Below are 15,429 nucleotides of genomic sequence, written 5' to 3'. Positions count from 1 at the left end.
GAACCAGTCGATGAAGCATTTCCATTCCCCACGCCAGAACTCGCGCGGCTTCCGCGCGGCGGCGAACGGAGCGCGTCCATGAGCAGTCTGCGCGATGCGATGAGCCACGCAGCGCTGGGCTGGGTCAAGCCCGAGCTGGACGAGACCCTGCGCCAGGTGCGCAACGAGGTCGAGTACTACGCGGAAGACCCGGCCGATGCCAGTCGCATGCGCATCTGCGCCGGCTACCTGCACCAGGTGCAGGGCACCCTGCGCATGGTCGAGCTGTACGCCCCGGCGATGGTGGCCGAGGAGCTGGAACAGCTGGCCAATGCCATCGGCGCCGGTAGCGTGGCTGATCGGGATGAAGCCTGCGCGACCCTGATGCGCGGCAGCGTGCTGCTGCCCGATTACCTGGAGCGCCTGCAGAACGGCCACCGCGACATTCCGATCGTGCTGATGCCGCTGCTCAACGAAATCCGTGCCGCGCGTGGCGAAGAGGGCGTGCATGACAGCGTGCTGCTGGCGTTCGCGCCGGACAGCGTCAGCGCCACCGAGGCCGAGCTGGACCATGCCCGGGGCAGCCTGAGCGGGCGCAACCGCGAGCTGCTGGATACCGTGGGCAGCGCGGTGAAGGAAGAACTGCTGCGCATCAAGGATGCGCTGGACCTGCACCTGCGTACTGGCGGTGCGCCCGAACAGCTGCAGACCCAGGCCAACGAACTTGGCGCGGTGGCCGATACGCTGGGCATGATGGGCCTGGGCGTGGCCCGCGGGGTGGTCGTGCAGCAGCGCGATGCGCTGCGTGGCGTGGTCGAAGGGCGCCAGCAGATCGACGAGAACCTGCTGCTGGATATCGCCGGCGCATTGCTCTACGTGGACGCGTCGCTGGACGACCAGGTCGCCCATCTGGGCGCCGGCGGCAGTGGCGAAGATGACCCCAGCGCGGTGGAGAACCGGCGCACGGTGGAGGTGCTGGCACATGAGGCCATCGCCAACTTCGCCGCCGCCCGCGAGCATTTCGTCGCCTTCATCGAAACCAGCTGGAACCATGCCGAGCTGCAGGACGTGCCGCGCCTGCTGGGCGATGTGTCCGGTGCGCTGCGCATGCTCGACCTGAACACCGCCGCCGATTACCTGCGCGGTGTGCAGCAGTACATCGAAGCCGAGCTGATCGGTCGCCAGCGCGTGCCCAGTGGCCGCCAGCTGGACACCCTGGCCGATGCCATGGCCAGCCTGGAGTACTACCTCGAGGCTCTGCGCGACCGCCGCCCGGGCCGCGAGGACATCCTCGACATCACCCGCAGCAGCCTTGAAGCGCTGCGCTATTGGCCGTTGCCGGACCGCAATGCGGTGGCGCCTGTTGCCGCCGCGCCGATTCCGTTCGCATCGCTGCTGGTGGACCGCGAGCCGATCGCGCTGCAGGCCGAGCCGGTGCAGCCGGAGCCCATCGAGATTCCGGTGCAGCCGGCCGCGCCCGCCGCCGGCACGGTGCCGGTGCCGCTGCCGGACTTCACCTTCGATCCGCCACCGGCCGCGCCTGCACCGGAGGTGGTGGACAACCGCCTGATGTTCGGGGCGCTGGGGAGTGTCGCCTCCACACCGCTGTCGCTGCATGACGACGCGGATGCACCGCTGGTCTTCGCCGCGTCCAGCGCGCCTGCGCCCGAGGTACCGCAATGGGATCTCGCACCGTTCCATCCGGACTCCGAGCCGACCGCGAGTGCCGAAGACGAGCGCAGTCCGACCTTCGCCAGCTTCGACCCGGTCAGTTTCGAACGGGCCGAAACCAGCGTGGAACCGGCGCCGCAGTGGACATTGTCGGAGGCAACACCGCCGGCATTGGCCGATGTGGCTGTGATGGATGTCGAGGACGACGTCGACGCGTCGGTGCCCTTTGACACCGCTGACGTTGCCGCGCCCGTGTTCGACCCGGTGGCTGCCGAGCACGATGTGGTCGCCGCCGGTGACGACGTGGTGTTCCGTTTCGACGCCGATGCGCTGGACAATGCCGACGACGTGCTGTCGCTGCACGCGATGGAGACGCTGTCGCTGGACGACGACGCCGGATTGCACCCGGCGCTGGAGATCGTCGATCCCGCTGCATCCGTGCGGGTGGACGAAAGCCCTGTGGTTGCCGAAGCGGACGCGGTTCCGGCGGATGTGCAGGAGGACGTGCCCGCGCCGATGGCCGAGGTGCTGACGCCGGTCTCCGATGCACCGGCACCGGCGGTGTCGGTGATTGATATCGACACCATCGCGCCCATCGACTTCAGCGAAGCCGACGCGCAGTTCTTCGCCGAGCTGAGCGCCGCGGCGGCCGATTTCAATCCGCAGGCCATGGCGGCTCCACCCGCTGCGGACATCCCGGTCGTGGCCGGCACCGAGACCGGCTTCGAGGCCGGCTTCGACGACGATGCCGAGAACATTGACGAGGACATCCGCGAGGTGTTCCTGGAAGAGTTCGACGACGAGCTGGCCAACCTGGGCACGCTGCTGCCGGCATGGCGCATGCAGCTGGACAACATGGACCGGCTGCGGCCGATCCGCCGCATCTTCCACACCCTCAAGGGCAGTGGCCGCCTGGTGGGGGCACGCACCCTGGGCGAGTTCGCCTGGAAGATCGAAGGCATGCTCAATCGCGTGCTCGATGGCAGTCGCCCGGCGACTCCGGCGGTGCTGGCGATGGTCGACAACGCCCATGCCGCGCTGCCGCAGCTGAACGCCGCGCTGCGCCATGGCCAGCGCATCAGCGTGGACCTGCAGGCGATGCAGGCCATTGCCGATAGGGTCGGTGCCGGCGAGGAGACCTTCTACGTGCCGTTGCCGGCTGCGGCCGCACCGGCAGCGACACTGGCCGAGTCCGAAGGCGAAGACGAAATCAGCCGCCTGCTGGAAGCCGAGGCCGCTGCGTCGGCGCAGGCCGATGCCACGGCGGTGGCGGAAGACGCCGGTACCCCGGCCAACATCGACAGCGTACTGCGCGAGATCCTCGAGGCCGAGGTCGAAGTCCACCAGGCGACCCTGCAGGAATGGCTGCGCTCGGCGCAGCAGGCACCGCAGCCGGTCAGCGACGCACTGCTGCGTGCGGTGCACACCATGAACGGCGCCTTCGCGATGACCGAAGTGCCGGAAATCACGGCGGTCACCGGCGGTGCCGAGTCCTACATCAAGCGCGCACTGGCCGCCGACGTGGTGCCTGGCGACGAGGGCGTAGCCGCACTGGATGCGACCGCGCAGGCGATCACCGCGACCATGGAGGCGCTGCAGGCCGAACAGCCGCGGATTGTTCCGCAGGGCGCGTTGGTGCAGCGGCTGCAGGCATTGGCCGGCGAGCTGCCGGAAGCGCGCTGGCCGCTGTTCGCGCTGGAAGACGAGGACGAAGAGGGCGTCGAGCTGGCGCCTGATGCCGAGCAGGCATCCGCGGCCGAAGCGCCGCTGGCCGGGCTGGACACGCTGGACGAAACCAGCATGCCGTCCGCTTTCGATGCGGCGACCGATTTCATTGCCGAGCCGCAGTCGCATGCCGAAGATGCGCTGGAACCGGTTCCAGCTGCAACCGGGCTGGAGGCGCTGGACGTCGCAGCCGACAGCGGCCTGGACGTGGGTGAGCTGACCGCCAGCGACGATCTTTCGCGTTACTTCGACGCCGGCTGGCCGTCGGTGCCGGGCGAAGGTGAACCTGCCGCGGACGACACCGGCGCGATTGAATCGATCCAGCCGATTGAAAGTGCGCCTGATGTTGCCCAGGACGAATCAGATGCCGTGCCGGCGATCGCGACGGTCGACGACGCTGACCTGACCATGGCGGACGATCTGTCGCCGTACCTCGACGCCAGTGCGCTGCCGGTGGATGACCGCGACGCGGAAGAGTTGCCGGTGTCTGCGGAAGTTGACGCGATCGACCTGAATACGCCGTTGCCGTTTGATTCGGGCAGTGACGATGACAACGTCATTGACGACGCTGCTGCACTGCCACTCGACAGCGAGCTGTCGAGCCTGCAGGATGAAATGGCTGTGCCGGGTTTTGCAGAACCGGTCACGCTGGCAGCCGCGCTCGAGGCCGGCCTGCACGTGATCGAGGAGGAGCAGACCCTGGACGACGACGGGCAATGGCCCGTGATCGGCCTCCAGGCCAGCGAACTCGCGCCGGGCGAGGCAGATGCCTTTGCCGAGGATGCGGACGTCGGCGGGGAGGCGGCGGTCGGTGAAGGAGAGAGCGCCGATCAGCCGTCCCCGGCGACGGTGATTGAGGAGATCACCGCGGAGGCGCCGCAGGGCGGCACTGCTGCGGTGCGCTTCTTCGAAATGGAAGACGCACCGGGCCAGGGCACGGTCGATGCCGATGCACAGGTTGCAGCGACCGACATCGTGCCGCGTGCGCCGCACCACGAGCAGGCACCTGTTGCGGCGGATGCCGAGGACGGCGCCGATGCACTCGACTTCAGCGTGTACGACCGCGAGCTGGTCGATATCTTTGTCGAGGAAGGCAAGGACCTGCTCGACCACTGCGATGGCCTGATCAGCGAACTGCGCGATGCACCGCAGGACCGCGAGGTGCTGGCCGGCCTGCAGCGTGATCTGCACACCCTGAAGGGTGGCGCACGCATGGCTGGCATCAATGCCATCGGCGATCTTGGCCACAGCATCGAATCGCTGCTGGAGGCGGTGGCCGCTGGCCGTACCGAGATCGAACGTCGCGACGTGCAGCTGCTGGAGCGTGGCTTTGACCGCCTGCACCAGCTGCTCACCCGCACCGGCGCGCACCGCGTGGTGGAGCCGGCGCAGGATCTGGTCGAAGCCTTCGAGGTCCGCACGACCATCGATATCGCCGCAGCCGCTGCGGCCGCGCGTGCGGCCAGCGAGATCGAGACCGTGCCCGCACAGGCTGCGGGCCCGCTGGCGACCCCGATCGAAGCGCCGCTGTCGGCTCCGCTTCCGGCCGAGGGCGTGGTCGATGAAGATCCGCTGGCGCGTCCGCAGCAGGAGCAGGTGCGCGTGCGTGCCGACCTGCTCGACCGCCTGGTCAACCATGCCGGTGAAGTGGCGATCTACCGCTCGCGGCTTGAACAGCAGCTGGGTGCCTTCCGTGGTGCCATGGGCGAACTGGAGCGCACCAATGCGCGACTGCGCGACCAGCTGCGGCGACTCGACCTGGAAACCGAGGCGCAGATCGTCGCCCGCTACCAGCGCGAACAGGACCAGGCCGACCAGAAGTTCGATCCGCTGGAGCTGGACCGCTTCTCCACCCTGCAGCAGCTCAGCCGTGCGCTGAACGAGTCGGCGGCCGACCTGGGGGGCCTGCAGGGCGTGCTGGACGATCTGTCGCGCCAGTACGATTCGCTGCTGCAGCAGCAGTCGCGCGTCAGCTCCGAGCTGCAGGATGGCCTGATGCGCGCGCGCATGGTGCCGTTCGATGGCCTGGTGCCGCGCCTGCGCCGCGTGGTCCGCCAGTCCGGCATGGATACCGGCAAGCAGGTCCACCTGACCCTGGAAGGAACCCACGGCGAACTGGACCGCAACGTCCTCGACCGCATGGTCGCGCCGCTGGAACACATGCTGCGCAACTCCGTGGCCCATGGCCTGGAAGCGCCGGAACAGCGCCGCGCCGCCGGCAAGCCGGAGGAGGGCGAGATCGCCATCCGCCTGCACCGCGAAGGTTCGGAAATCGTGCTGGAGGTGGCCGATGACGGTGCTGGCCTGGACCGCGAGGCGATCCGCCGTCGCGCCATCGACCGTGGCCTGCTGGCCGCCGATGCGCAGCCGAACGAGCAGGAGCTGGACAACCTGATCTTCGCGTCCGGCTTCACCACCGCCGACCAGGTCAGCCAGCTGGCCGGTCGTGGCGTGGGCATGGACGTGGTGCGCAACGAAGTGCGCCAGCTCGGTGGCTCGGTCGACATCCAGTCGGTGCGGGGCCAGGGCGTACGCTTCACCCTGCGCCTGCCGCAGACGCTGGCCGTCACCCAGGCGGTGTTCGTGCAGATCGGCGAAACCACCTTCGCGGTGCCGGTGGCCTCGGTCAGTGGTATCGGCCGCCTGTCGCGCGAGCGTTTCGAAGCCGCCGACAGCAGCTACCGTTACAGCGGCGAAGACTATCCGCTGTACGACCTCGGCAGCCTGGTCGGGCAGGCCCCGGCGCGTGCCGATGGCCAGGACCAGGTGCCGCTGCTGCTGGTCCGTGCCGGTGATCTGCGTGCCGCCGTGGCGATCGACCAGGTGCTGGGCAACCGCGAAATCGTGGTCAAGCCGGTCGGCCTGCAGATCGCGTCGGTGCCGGGCATCTACGGCGCGACCATCACCGGCGATGGCCGCGTGGTGGTGATCCTGGACGTGGCGCCGCTGGTGCGCCGCTTCCTCGCCAACCCGACGCTGCCTGTGCTGGCCAACGCACCGCGCCGGGAGCGCCAGGTGCCGCTGGTGATGGTGGTCGACGACTCGCTGACGATGCGCAAGGTCACCGGCCGCATCCTCGAACGCCACAACTTCGAGGTCAGCGTCGCCCGCGACGGCGTGGAGGCGCTGGAGCGGCTGGAAGAGCGCGTGCCGGACCTGATGCTGCTGGATATCGAGATGCCGCGCATGGATGGCTACGAGCTCGCCACCGCGATGCGTGCCGACCCGCGCTACAGGGACGTGCCGATCGTGATGATCACTTCGCGCAGCGGTGACAAGCACCGCCAGCGCGCCTTCGAGATCGGTGTCCAGCGTTACCTGGGCAAGCCGTACCAGGAACTGGACCTGATGCGTAACGTGTACGACCTGCTGGGGATCGCCCGTGTCCGTGAGTGAAACCCAAGCGGCTCCGGCCGTGGCCCTGCTGGCCCGTCCCGGCGCGGCGCGTGAGCGCCTGCGTGAGGCGTTGTCGCACGCCGATGTGCAGCTGGTGCTGGAAGATGATCCCAACACGCTGGAGGCGCGGGTCCTGCAGGAGGCGCGCCCACAGTTCGTGGTGATCGCGCTGGAAGCCGCCATCGAGGACGCCTTGGAACGCCTGGAAGCGGTGCTGTCCGCACCGGGTCTGACCCTGGTCTTCGACGAGGCCGAACTGGCTGCACGTCGTGATGGTTGGGAGGCTCAGCGCTGGGGCCGTCATCTGTCCGCCAAGCTGCATGGCCACCAGCAGGTGTTGCCGCCGGGGGCCGAAGAAGAACCCAGCCTGCAGCTGGAGCCGGGCCACCCGGCACCGGCACCGGCGCCGCAGGAAGAAGCGCTGCAGCCGCACCTGGAGCAGGCATTGAGCTGGGCCGACGAGGTCCCCGCTGACACTCTGTACTCGCCGCCTGTACAGCTGCACGAACCGATCGCGCTGGAACAGGCGCTGGCCGCGCTGCAGCCGGTGGTGCCTGAGCCGCTGCAGGCCCCCGCACTGCCGTCGCTGGCAGAGACCGCGTCCGCAGTACCGCCGCTACCGCCGGTCTCCTTCGACCACACCGCCTGGTCGCTGGTCGAGGACGAGGCCGATGCCGATGCCTCGGCAACCGCTCCGCACCACGCTGCGGTGGAGGCTCCGCTGCCTTCCTTCGATACCGGTCATCTGAGCCTGGTCGATCTGGATGCCGCAGCGCCCGTGGGCGCACGCGCCGGATCGCTGCTGGTGCTGGCCGGCATCGGTGGCCCGGATGCGCTGCGTCGCCTGCTCGGCGCGCTGCCGCCTTCGCTGAGCGTGCCGGTCCTGGTGCACATGCGCCTGGATGGCGGGCGCTACGGCAACCTGGTCAAGCAGATGGCACGCGTGTCGCCGTTGCCGGTGCAGCTGGCTGAAGCCGGCCAGCGTGCAACTCCGGGTGAAGTGCACGTCCTGGCCGATGACATCGGCGTGCAGGCAGCCAGTGACGGCCTGCATTTCGTCAGCGACGCGCAGGGCATTGCGATTGCCGCGCTGCCAGGTGACCACACCGCGCTGGTCCTGCTCAGCGGCGCTGACCTTGCGCATGTTGGTCCGGCGCTGGATCTGGCCGCCGCCGGTGCATGGGTGGCCGGGCAGGTGGGCGAGGGCTGCTACGACCCGGCTGCGGCCACGGCGGTGGTTGCTGCCGGCATGGTGGCCGGTGAACCGCAGGAACTGGCGCAGGCGATTGCCGCGCGCTGGGGTGAGCAGGACGACAACGGAGAAGCACCATGAGCTATGCCAGCAATGACGAAATCCGTGGCGTCCTGATCCAGGCCGGCAACGCGCGCGTGCTGCTGCCCAATGCCACCGTGGCCGAAATGATGTCGCGCGTGCCGGTGCAGCCGGTCTCCGATGCGCCGCGCTGGCTGGTGGGCGAGATCGGCTGGCATGGCTGGCAGGTGCCGCTGGTGTCGTTCGCACGTCTTTCGGGACTGGGCGAAGAAGCCGTGGGCGGCCACAACAAGGTGGTGGTGCTGAAGGCCCTCAGCGGCAACGCGCAGCGTCCGTACTACGCGCTGCTGACGCAGAACTTCCCGCAGCTGATTTCGGTGCCGCGCGACGGCCTGCTGGCTGACGCCTCGGAAGAAACCCTGCCGGACATCGTGCACATGCGTGTGCTGCTGGGCGAGCAGAGCGCGCTGCTGCCGAACCTGGACGCGCTGGAAGCCGCGCTGGATTCGCTGGCGGCCTGATCGGCAATCCGCCGGTCGGGTTCCCGGTAGTGCCGGCCGCTGGCCGGCAACCGCATGATTCCGTGGATGCCGGCCAGCGGCCGGCACTACCAGGAATCGGGCCTTACCCCAGATCCCCCAACCGTGCCTGCAACGCTGCAATCGCGGCGAGGCCGGCCGTTTCCGTGCGCAGGATGCGCGGTCCCAGCTGCAGGCCCTGGAAGCCCGCGGCCGCCAGTTGATCACGGTCGCGTGGCGACCACCCACCTTCCGGGCCGATCGCGATCACGATGCCGCCTGCCGGAGCGGCCGCCAGCGTCGACAAGCGATGTGTGCCCAGCGGATCCAGGGTCAACCGCAGCGTATCCACCGGCAGTGCCGCTGCCGCCTGCGCCAGCGACAGCGGTGATCCCACGTGCGGAATGCGCGCGCGCCCGGACTGGCCGCAGGCCGAGGTCACCACATTGTTCCAGTGCGCCACGCGCTTCTCCGCCCGTGCTGCATCCAACTTCACCTCGGTGCGCTCGGCGTTGACCGGAATGATCGCCGCCACGCCCAGTTCGGTGGCTTTCTGCAGGATCAGGTCCATCTTCTCGCCACGGGCGATGCCCTGCAGCAGGGTGATCGCCAGCGGCGATTCGGTGTCGATGGCCTGCACGGCGTCGATGCGCACCTGCACTTCGCGCTTGCCGGCCACGGTCAGCGTGGCGCTGTAGTCATGGCCGTCGCCGTTGAACAGCACGCAGGTGTCTCCCTCGCGCAGGCGCATCACCCGCACCAGATGGTTGGCGGTCTCTTCCGGCAGGGTCACGGTCTGGCCGCTGTGCAGCGCCAGGTCGATGGGGCAGCGGGTCACGCGCATGCAATCGCCTCGTCAATCGCCGCCAGCGTGGTATGTGCCAGCAGCTCCAGTTGTTCGTCATCCACGCAGTAGGGTGGCATCCAGTACAGCACGTCGCCCAGCGGACGCAGTACCACACCGCGCTTCAGCGCGGCCTTGTAGGCGTGCAGGCCCAGCCGCATGGCCGGGTCGAACGGTGTGCGCTTGTTGCCATCGCGCGACAGCTCGAACGCCACCACCATGCCGGCCTGGCGCACGTCGGCCACGTGCGGATGGTCGCTGAACGGTGCGGCCAGCGTGCCCATCACCGAGGCGATGCCGCGGTTGCGCGCGATCACATCGTCGTCGCGGAAGATGTCCAGCGTCGCCAGCGCGGCCGCGCAGGCCAGCGGGTTGCCGGTGTAGCTGTGCGAATGCAGGAAGGCGCGCTCGCGCGAGTCGTCGAGGAACGCGTCGTACAGGGCCTGTGTGGCCAGTACCGCGGCAAGCGGCAGGAAGCCGCCGGTCAGGCCTTTCGAGAGGCACATCAGGTCCGGCATCACCCCGGCCTGCTTGCAGGCGAACAGGGTGCCGGTGCGGCCGAAACCGGTGGCGATCTCGTCGGCGATCATGAATGCACCGTGCGCATCACACAGTTCGCGCACGCGCTGCAGGTACACCGGGTCGTGCATGCGCATGCCGCCCGCGCACTGCAGGCGTGGCTCCAGGATCACCGCACAGATCTCGCCCGGATGCTGGTCGAACAGTGTGGCCAGGCCATCGGCGGCCTGGCGCGCGCGATCGGCGGCGCTCTGGCCGGGCTCGGCCAGGTAAGCGTCGGGCGAGGGCGCGAACAGCCCTTCGGCCAGCAGCGGCGCATAGACGCGGCGATACAGCGGGATGTCACCCAGCGCCAGCGCGCCCAGGGTCTCGCCGTGGTAGCCGTTCTCCAGTGCGATGAAGCGCGTGCGCCGCGGCTCGCCACGGTTCTGGAAGTACTGGAATGCCATCTTCAGCGCCACTTCCACGCCAGCTGAACCGTTGTCGGCGTAGAACACCTTGGCCAGCGGCTCGCGGCCGGGCTGCCGCGGCGCCAGCGCCAGCAGGCGTTCGGCCAGGGTGATCGCGGGCTCGTGGCCGAAGCCGGCCAGCATCACCTGTTCCAGCTGCCCGGCCTGGGCGGCAATGGCACCGCCGATGCGCGGCTCGGCATGGCCGAACAGGTTGGTCCACCAGCTGCTGACCGCGTCCAGGTAGCGGTTGCCGTCGTGGTCGAACAACCAGGCGCCCTGGCCGCGTGCGATCGGGACCAGTGGCAGGGTGTGCGGATGCTCGCGCATCTGCGTGCACGGGTGCCACAGCACCTTGAGGTCGCGTTGCCGCCAGTGCTCGACCAGCGGGGAGGGGGTTGGGTCTGCTAGCATTTCGGGCTCATGAACATGTTGCTGCCTGCACATTCTATCGGCCCCGGCGCAGGCGCCGGCCGCCGCGGAGATTCCGCATGAACGATGACCGTGCCGGCCGTCGCTTGCCGATCATCCATCGGATCACCGATGAGGAGAACGGTCCATTCCAGCGCCAGCACCTGGACCTGGAGTTCTCCAACGGCGAACGCCGCCGCTTCGAGCGGCTGGTCAGCCGGGGGCATGGCGCGGTGGTGGTGGTGCCGATGCTCGACGACGAAACCGTGCTGCTGGTACGTGAATACGCCGCCGGCATGCACCGCTACGAACTGGGCCTGGTCAAGGGCCGGATCGATGCCGGCGAGACCCCCGAGCAGGCCGCCGACCGCGAACTGAAGGAAGAGGCCGGTTACGGCGCGCGCCGGGTGGATGTGCTGCGCGCGATGACCCTGGCCCCGACCTACATGAGCCACCAGTCGTGGCTGGTGGTGGCGCGCGACCTGTACCCGGAAAAGCTGGCCGGCGACGAGCCGGAAGAGCTGGAAGTCGTCCCGTGGAAGCTGGCCGAGCTGGACCAGCTGATGCTGCGCGAGGACTTCTCCGAGGGACGCTCGCTGGCGGCGCTGTTCATCGCCCGCCAGTGGCTGCAGGGATTGCGATGATCAAACTGACCACGGACCTGCGCGAGACCGCCATCGCCATTGCCCAGGAAGCCGGACAGGCCATCATGCAGGTCTATGCCGATGGCTTCGACGTGCAGCTCAAGGACGACAACAGCCCGGTCACCGCCGCCGACCTGGCCGCCAACCAGGTCATCGAGCAGGGCCTGCAGCAGCTGACCCCGGATCTGCCGATCCTGTCCGAGGAATCGGCGCAGGTCCCCTGGGAACAGCGCCGCCACTGGGGCGCCTACTGGCTGGTCGATCCGCTCGATGGCACCCGTGAGTTCGTCAAGCGCAACGGCGAGTTCAGCGTCAACATCGCGCTGATCTACCAGGGCGCACCGGCCTTCGGCGTGGTGCTGGCCCCGGTGACCGGCATCGTCTGGCATGCCATGCGCGGGGAGCTGGCCTATCGCCGGCAGGGCCTGCACGACACCGTGCTGCGCACCCGCACGCCGGCCACCGCACCGCTGCGGGTTGCCGCCAGCCGCTCGCACCGCTCACCGGAAACCGAGGCGCTGCTGGCGCGCATGGGCCGCATCGAGACCATCGCGCAGGGCTCGTCGCTGAAATTCTGCCGGATCGCCGAAGGTGGCCTGGATGTCTATCCTCGTCTGGGCCCGACCTCCGAATGGGATACCGCTGCCGGCCAATGCGTGCTGCATGCCGCCGGCGGCGCCGTGCTGTCGGCCGCGACCGGCAAGCCGTTCCGCTACAACCGCCGCGAAACCCTGTTGAACGGCGATTTCATTGCCCTTGGTGATACCAGCCTGCCATGGCGCGACTGGTTGTCCGACTGACCCTGGAGGCCGCATGAGCGCGCACGACACCCCCACCACCGGCAGCGCCGCCGCCCACGAGCTGGAGCGCCTGCTGGCGATCATGGCGCGCCTGCGCGATCCGCAGGGCGGCTGCCCCTGGGACCTGGAACAGAACTTCGCGACCATCGCGCCGTACACCATTGAGGAAGCCTACGAGGTGGCCGATGCGATCGACCGTGGCGACCTCGATGATCTCTGCGATGAGCTGGGCGACCTGCTGCTGCAGGTGGTGTTCCATGCACGCATGGCCGAGGAGCAGGGCGCCTTTGCCTTCGCCGAGGTCGCACGCGCGATCAGCGACAAGATGCAGCGCCGCCACCCGCACGTGTTCGCCGATGTCAGCGTCGATGACGCCGACGGGGTGACGCGTAACTGGGATGCGATCAAGCGTGCCGAGCGTGCCGCCAAGGGCGAGCAGGACACCTCCGCATTGGCCGGCATCTCGCGTGGCCTGCCCGAATGGCAGCGAGCGGTGAAGCTGCAGTCGCGCGCGGCCAAGGTCGGTTTCGACTGGCCGGGCCCGTTGCCGGTGCTGGACAAGGCGGCGGAGGAACTGCAGGAGCTGCGCGAGGAGTTCGAGCGCGGCGATATTGCCGGCAACAAAGCGCGCCTGCAGGAAGAGCTGGGCGACCTGCTGTTCGTCTGCGCCAACCTGGCACGCCACGCCGATATCGATCTGGGTGCGGCGCTGCGCGGGGCCAACCACAAGTTCGAACGCCGCTTCCGTGCGATGGAAGCGCAGGCTGACGCCCAGGGTGGAGCGCTGGCGTCGATGGACCTGGATGCGCAGGAAGCACTGTGGCAGCACGCCAAGGCGGCGGAGAAGGCGTGAAGACGCTCGCGCTGTTCCTGCTGACCGCGCTGGCCGAAATTGTCGGCTGCTACCTGCCGTGGTTGTGGCTGCGCAAGGGCGGCAGCGTGTGGCTGCTGCTGCCGGCTGCCGCCAGCCTGGCCCTGTTCGCCTGGCTGCTGACCCTGCACCCGACCGCCAGTGGCCGGGTCTATGCGGCCTACGGTGGTGTCTACATCGGCACCGCGCTGTTCTGGCTGTGGCTGGTCGATGGCATCCGCCCCAGCCGCTGGGACCTGTTCGGCGCAGCCCTGTGCCTGGCCGGCATGGCGGTGATCATGTTCGGGCCGCGCACGCCCCCGGTGTAGCGTCGAGCCATGCTCGACGGCTTCCGCTCTTATGTAGCGTCGAGCCATGCTCGACTGCAACTGGGAGGGCCAGTCGAGCATGGCTCGCCTCTACAAAGGCAGCGCCACCGGATCATGCACTGCCTTGTCAGAATCGGCCACGCCGTCCAGGCCGCTTTCCCTCCCAGGAAGGCGCATGATGGCGGTGACCACGGCCCCCGGAGCACGCACATGCCCCGCTTCGCCAACTTCCGCGAGTTCTATCCGTTCTATCTCAGCGAGCACCGCCACCCGGTATCGCGCCGGCTGCACTTCGTCGGCAGCTGCGGCGTGCTGCTGCTGGTCGTTGCAGCGATCCTGCGCGGGCAGCCGGTGCTGTTGCTGGCCGCCCTGTTCTGCGGTTACAGCTTCGCCTGGGTCGGCCATTTCTTCTTCGAGAAGAACCGCCCGGCCACCTTCCAGCACCCGCTGTACTCGTTCATGGGCGACTGGGTGATGTTCGCCGACATCCTGCGCGGGCGCGTGCCCTGGTAGCTCCGCTGTGAATGTGGCCTTCACGCGCTATGCTGGGGCCTGGACGTCATAGATAAGGAAAGCAAGATGTTCCCGACCATGTTCTTTACCGTGGTACTGGCCTTCGTGGCCGTGGTGATCCTGTTCAAGGCAGTACGGATGGTGCCCCAGGGCTACGAGTGGACCGTCGAGCGCTTCGGGCGCTACACGCACACCATGACCCCCGGCCTGCATTTCCTGATCCCGATCGTGTACGGGGTGGGGCGCAAGGTGAACATGATGGAGCAGGTGCTGGACGTGCCCAGCCAGGAAGTGATCACCAAGGACAACGCCGCCGTGCGCGTGGACGGCGTGGTGTTCTTCCAGGTACTGGATGCCGCCAAGGCCGCCTATGAGGTGGCCAACCTGGAAGTGGCGATGATCGCCCTGGTGCAGACCAACATCCGTACCGTGATCGGTTCGATGGATCTGGATGAATCGCTCAGCCAGCGCGAGGTGATCAATGCCCAGCTGCTGAGCGTGGTCGACCATGCCACCAATCCCTGGGGCGTGAAGGTCAACCGCATCGAGATCCGTGACATCCAGCCGCCGCGCGATCTGCTGGATGCGATGGCGCGGCAGATGAAGGCCGAGCGCGAAAAGCGCGCGCAGATCCTCGAGGCAGAGGGTTCACGGCAGTCGGAGATCCTGCGCGCCGATGGCGAGAAGCAGGCCACCGTGCTGGAGGCCGAAGGCCGTCGCGAAGCTGCGTTCCGCGATGCCGAGGCGCGCGAGCGCCTGGCCGAGGCCGAAGCGATGGCGACCAAGGTGGTGTCGGCGGCGATTGCCGAGGGTGACGTGCAGGCGATCAACTACTTTGTCGCGCAGAAGTACGTGGAAGCGTTCAAGGAGCTGGCCAGTTCGCCGAACCAGAAGCTGGTGCTGATGCCGATGGAGGCCAGTGGCGTGATCGGTTCGATCGCGGGCGTGGCCGAACTGGCGAAGCAGGCGCTGGCCAGCCAGGACAACAAGGCCGCCGGCAAGCGGCCGCCGCCGCTCGGAGGCTGACATGCGCTGGGAAGTCGTCGGTTGGGGCGCGCTGGCGCTGCTGCTGTTCGCTGCCGAAGCGCTGGCGCCGGGTGCGTTCATGCTGTGGATCGGCATTGGCGCGGCGGCAGTGTTCGTACTGGTTGCGGTGTTCAGCGACATTCCACTGTTGTGGCAGGTGATCGCTTTCGTCCTGCTGAGTGTGGTCTCGATCCAGTGCTACCGGCGCTGGGGGAGGCCGCGGGCACGGCCCAGCGATGCGCCGTTGCTCAACCGCCGTGCCGAGCAGCTGGTCGGCCGGGAGGTGGTACTGCAGCATGCCATCGTCGGTGGCCAGGGACGGGTCAGCATTGACGATGCGTCCTGGCAGGTGAGCGGTCCGGAGCTGCCTGCAGGTACGTGGGTACGGGTGGTGGCGGTGCAGGGCAGCACGCTGCTGGTCGAAGCGGTGGCCTAGGGGTTCCCAGCCAACGGCGGAGCCCCTCGTGGGTGGTCGCGGAAGG

At 68.4% G+C, this 15,429-nt stretch carries 12 protein-coding genes; 10 read left to right on the top strand and 2 right to left on the bottom strand.

Going from position 1 to position 15,429, the window contains the following annotated elements; all coding sequences use genetic code 11:
• The first annotated feature begins 78 nt into the window (after positions 1–78).
• From ACSYAO_RS16810 to ACSYAO_RS16800, 3 genes are read left to right on the top strand one after another with little or no spacing between them, the layout of a single operon-like run.
• Positions 79–6,771, top strand: coding sequence for an Hpt domain-containing protein (locus ACSYAO_RS16810; RefSeq protein WP_134950713.1), 6,693 nt, complete (start codon positions 79–81; stop codon positions 6,769–6,771).
• A complete protein-coding gene (locus tag ACSYAO_RS16805; RefSeq protein WP_440565957.1) occupies positions 6,758–8,104 on the top strand; it encodes a chemotaxis protein CheB in 1,347 nt (448 codons plus the stop codon). Before ACSYAO_RS16810 ends, ACSYAO_RS16805 begins: the two co-directional genes overlap by 14 nt.
• Complete coding sequence (locus ACSYAO_RS16800; RefSeq protein WP_006385148.1) at positions 8,101–8,565, top strand: chemotaxis protein CheW; 465 nt, start codon at positions 8,101–8,103, stop codon at positions 8,563–8,565. The genes ACSYAO_RS16805 and ACSYAO_RS16800 overlap by 4 nt, the downstream gene beginning before the upstream one ends.
• 103 nt (positions 8,566–8,668) lie before the next feature.
• On the opposite strand, the gene ACSYAO_RS16795 is transcribed toward ACSYAO_RS16800, so the two are convergent.
• Entirely contained in the window at positions 8,669–9,406 is a 738-nt protein-coding gene (locus ACSYAO_RS16795) for a 16S rRNA (uracil(1498)-N(3))-methyltransferase (RefSeq protein WP_134950711.1), read from the bottom strand.
• Complete coding sequence (gene bioA, locus ACSYAO_RS16790) at positions 9,397–10,788, bottom strand: adenosylmethionine--8-amino-7-oxononanoate transaminase (protein ID WP_223224715.1); 1,392 nt, start codon at positions 10,786–10,788, stop codon at positions 9,397–9,399. The genes ACSYAO_RS16795 and bioA overlap by 10 nt, the downstream gene beginning before the upstream one ends.
• Before the next feature lie 77 nt (positions 10,789–10,865).
• Between bioA and nudE the strand changes: the two genes are divergently transcribed.
• From nudE to ACSYAO_RS16755, 7 genes are all read left to right on the top strand, one after another.
• On the top strand, positions 10,866–11,429 hold the full coding sequence (gene nudE, locus ACSYAO_RS16785; protein ID WP_010482713.1) for an ADP compounds hydrolase NudE: 564 nt from the start codon (positions 10,866–10,868) through the stop codon (positions 11,427–11,429).
• Positions 11,426–12,229, top strand: a complete 804-nt coding sequence (cysQ, locus tag ACSYAO_RS16780; protein ID WP_049400405.1) for a 3'(2'),5'-bisphosphate nucleotidase CysQ — start codon at positions 11,426–11,428, stop codon at positions 12,227–12,229. Before nudE ends, cysQ begins: the two co-directional genes overlap by 4 nt.
• A 13-nt stretch (positions 12,230–12,242) precedes the next feature.
• Positions 12,243–13,082 carry a nucleoside triphosphate pyrophosphohydrolase gene (mazG, locus tag ACSYAO_RS16775; protein WP_149909236.1) on the top strand — a complete coding sequence of 280 codons (840 nt, stop codon included), beginning with the start codon at positions 12,243–12,245 and terminating at the stop codon, positions 13,080–13,082.
• The gene (locus ACSYAO_RS16770) at positions 13,079–13,408 is read left to right on the top strand and encodes a YnfA family protein (protein ID WP_032130110.1); all 330 of its coding nucleotides are present in this window, start codon (positions 13,079–13,081) and stop codon (positions 13,406–13,408) included. Before mazG ends, ACSYAO_RS16770 begins: the two co-directional genes overlap by 4 nt.
• 210 nt (positions 13,409–13,618) lie before the next feature.
• A complete protein-coding gene (locus ACSYAO_RS16765) occupies positions 13,619–13,921 on the top strand; it encodes a DUF962 domain-containing protein (RefSeq protein ID WP_049463548.1) in 303 nt (100 codons plus the stop codon).
• Between the two features lie 66 nt (positions 13,922–13,987).
• Positions 13,988–14,947, top strand: a complete 960-nt coding sequence (locus tag ACSYAO_RS16760; protein WP_005410704.1) for an SPFH domain-containing protein — start codon at positions 13,988–13,990, stop codon at positions 14,945–14,947.
• A gap of 1 nt (position 14,948) precedes the next feature.
• Entirely contained in the window at positions 14,949–15,383 is a 435-nt protein-coding gene (locus tag ACSYAO_RS16755) for an NfeD family protein (RefSeq protein ID WP_134951644.1), read from the top strand.
• Positions 15,384–15,429: the final 46 nt, after the last annotated feature.

It is taken from the genome of Stenotrophomonas sp. STK16_22 (assembly GCF_051984505.1).
GTDB classification, from domain to species: domain Bacteria; phylum Pseudomonadota; class Gammaproteobacteria; order Xanthomonadales; family Xanthomonadaceae; genus Stenotrophomonas; species Stenotrophomonas maltophilia_A.
Note: the sequence above shows the minus strand (reverse complement) of the source record. Positions and strands in the feature narration are given on the sequence as shown.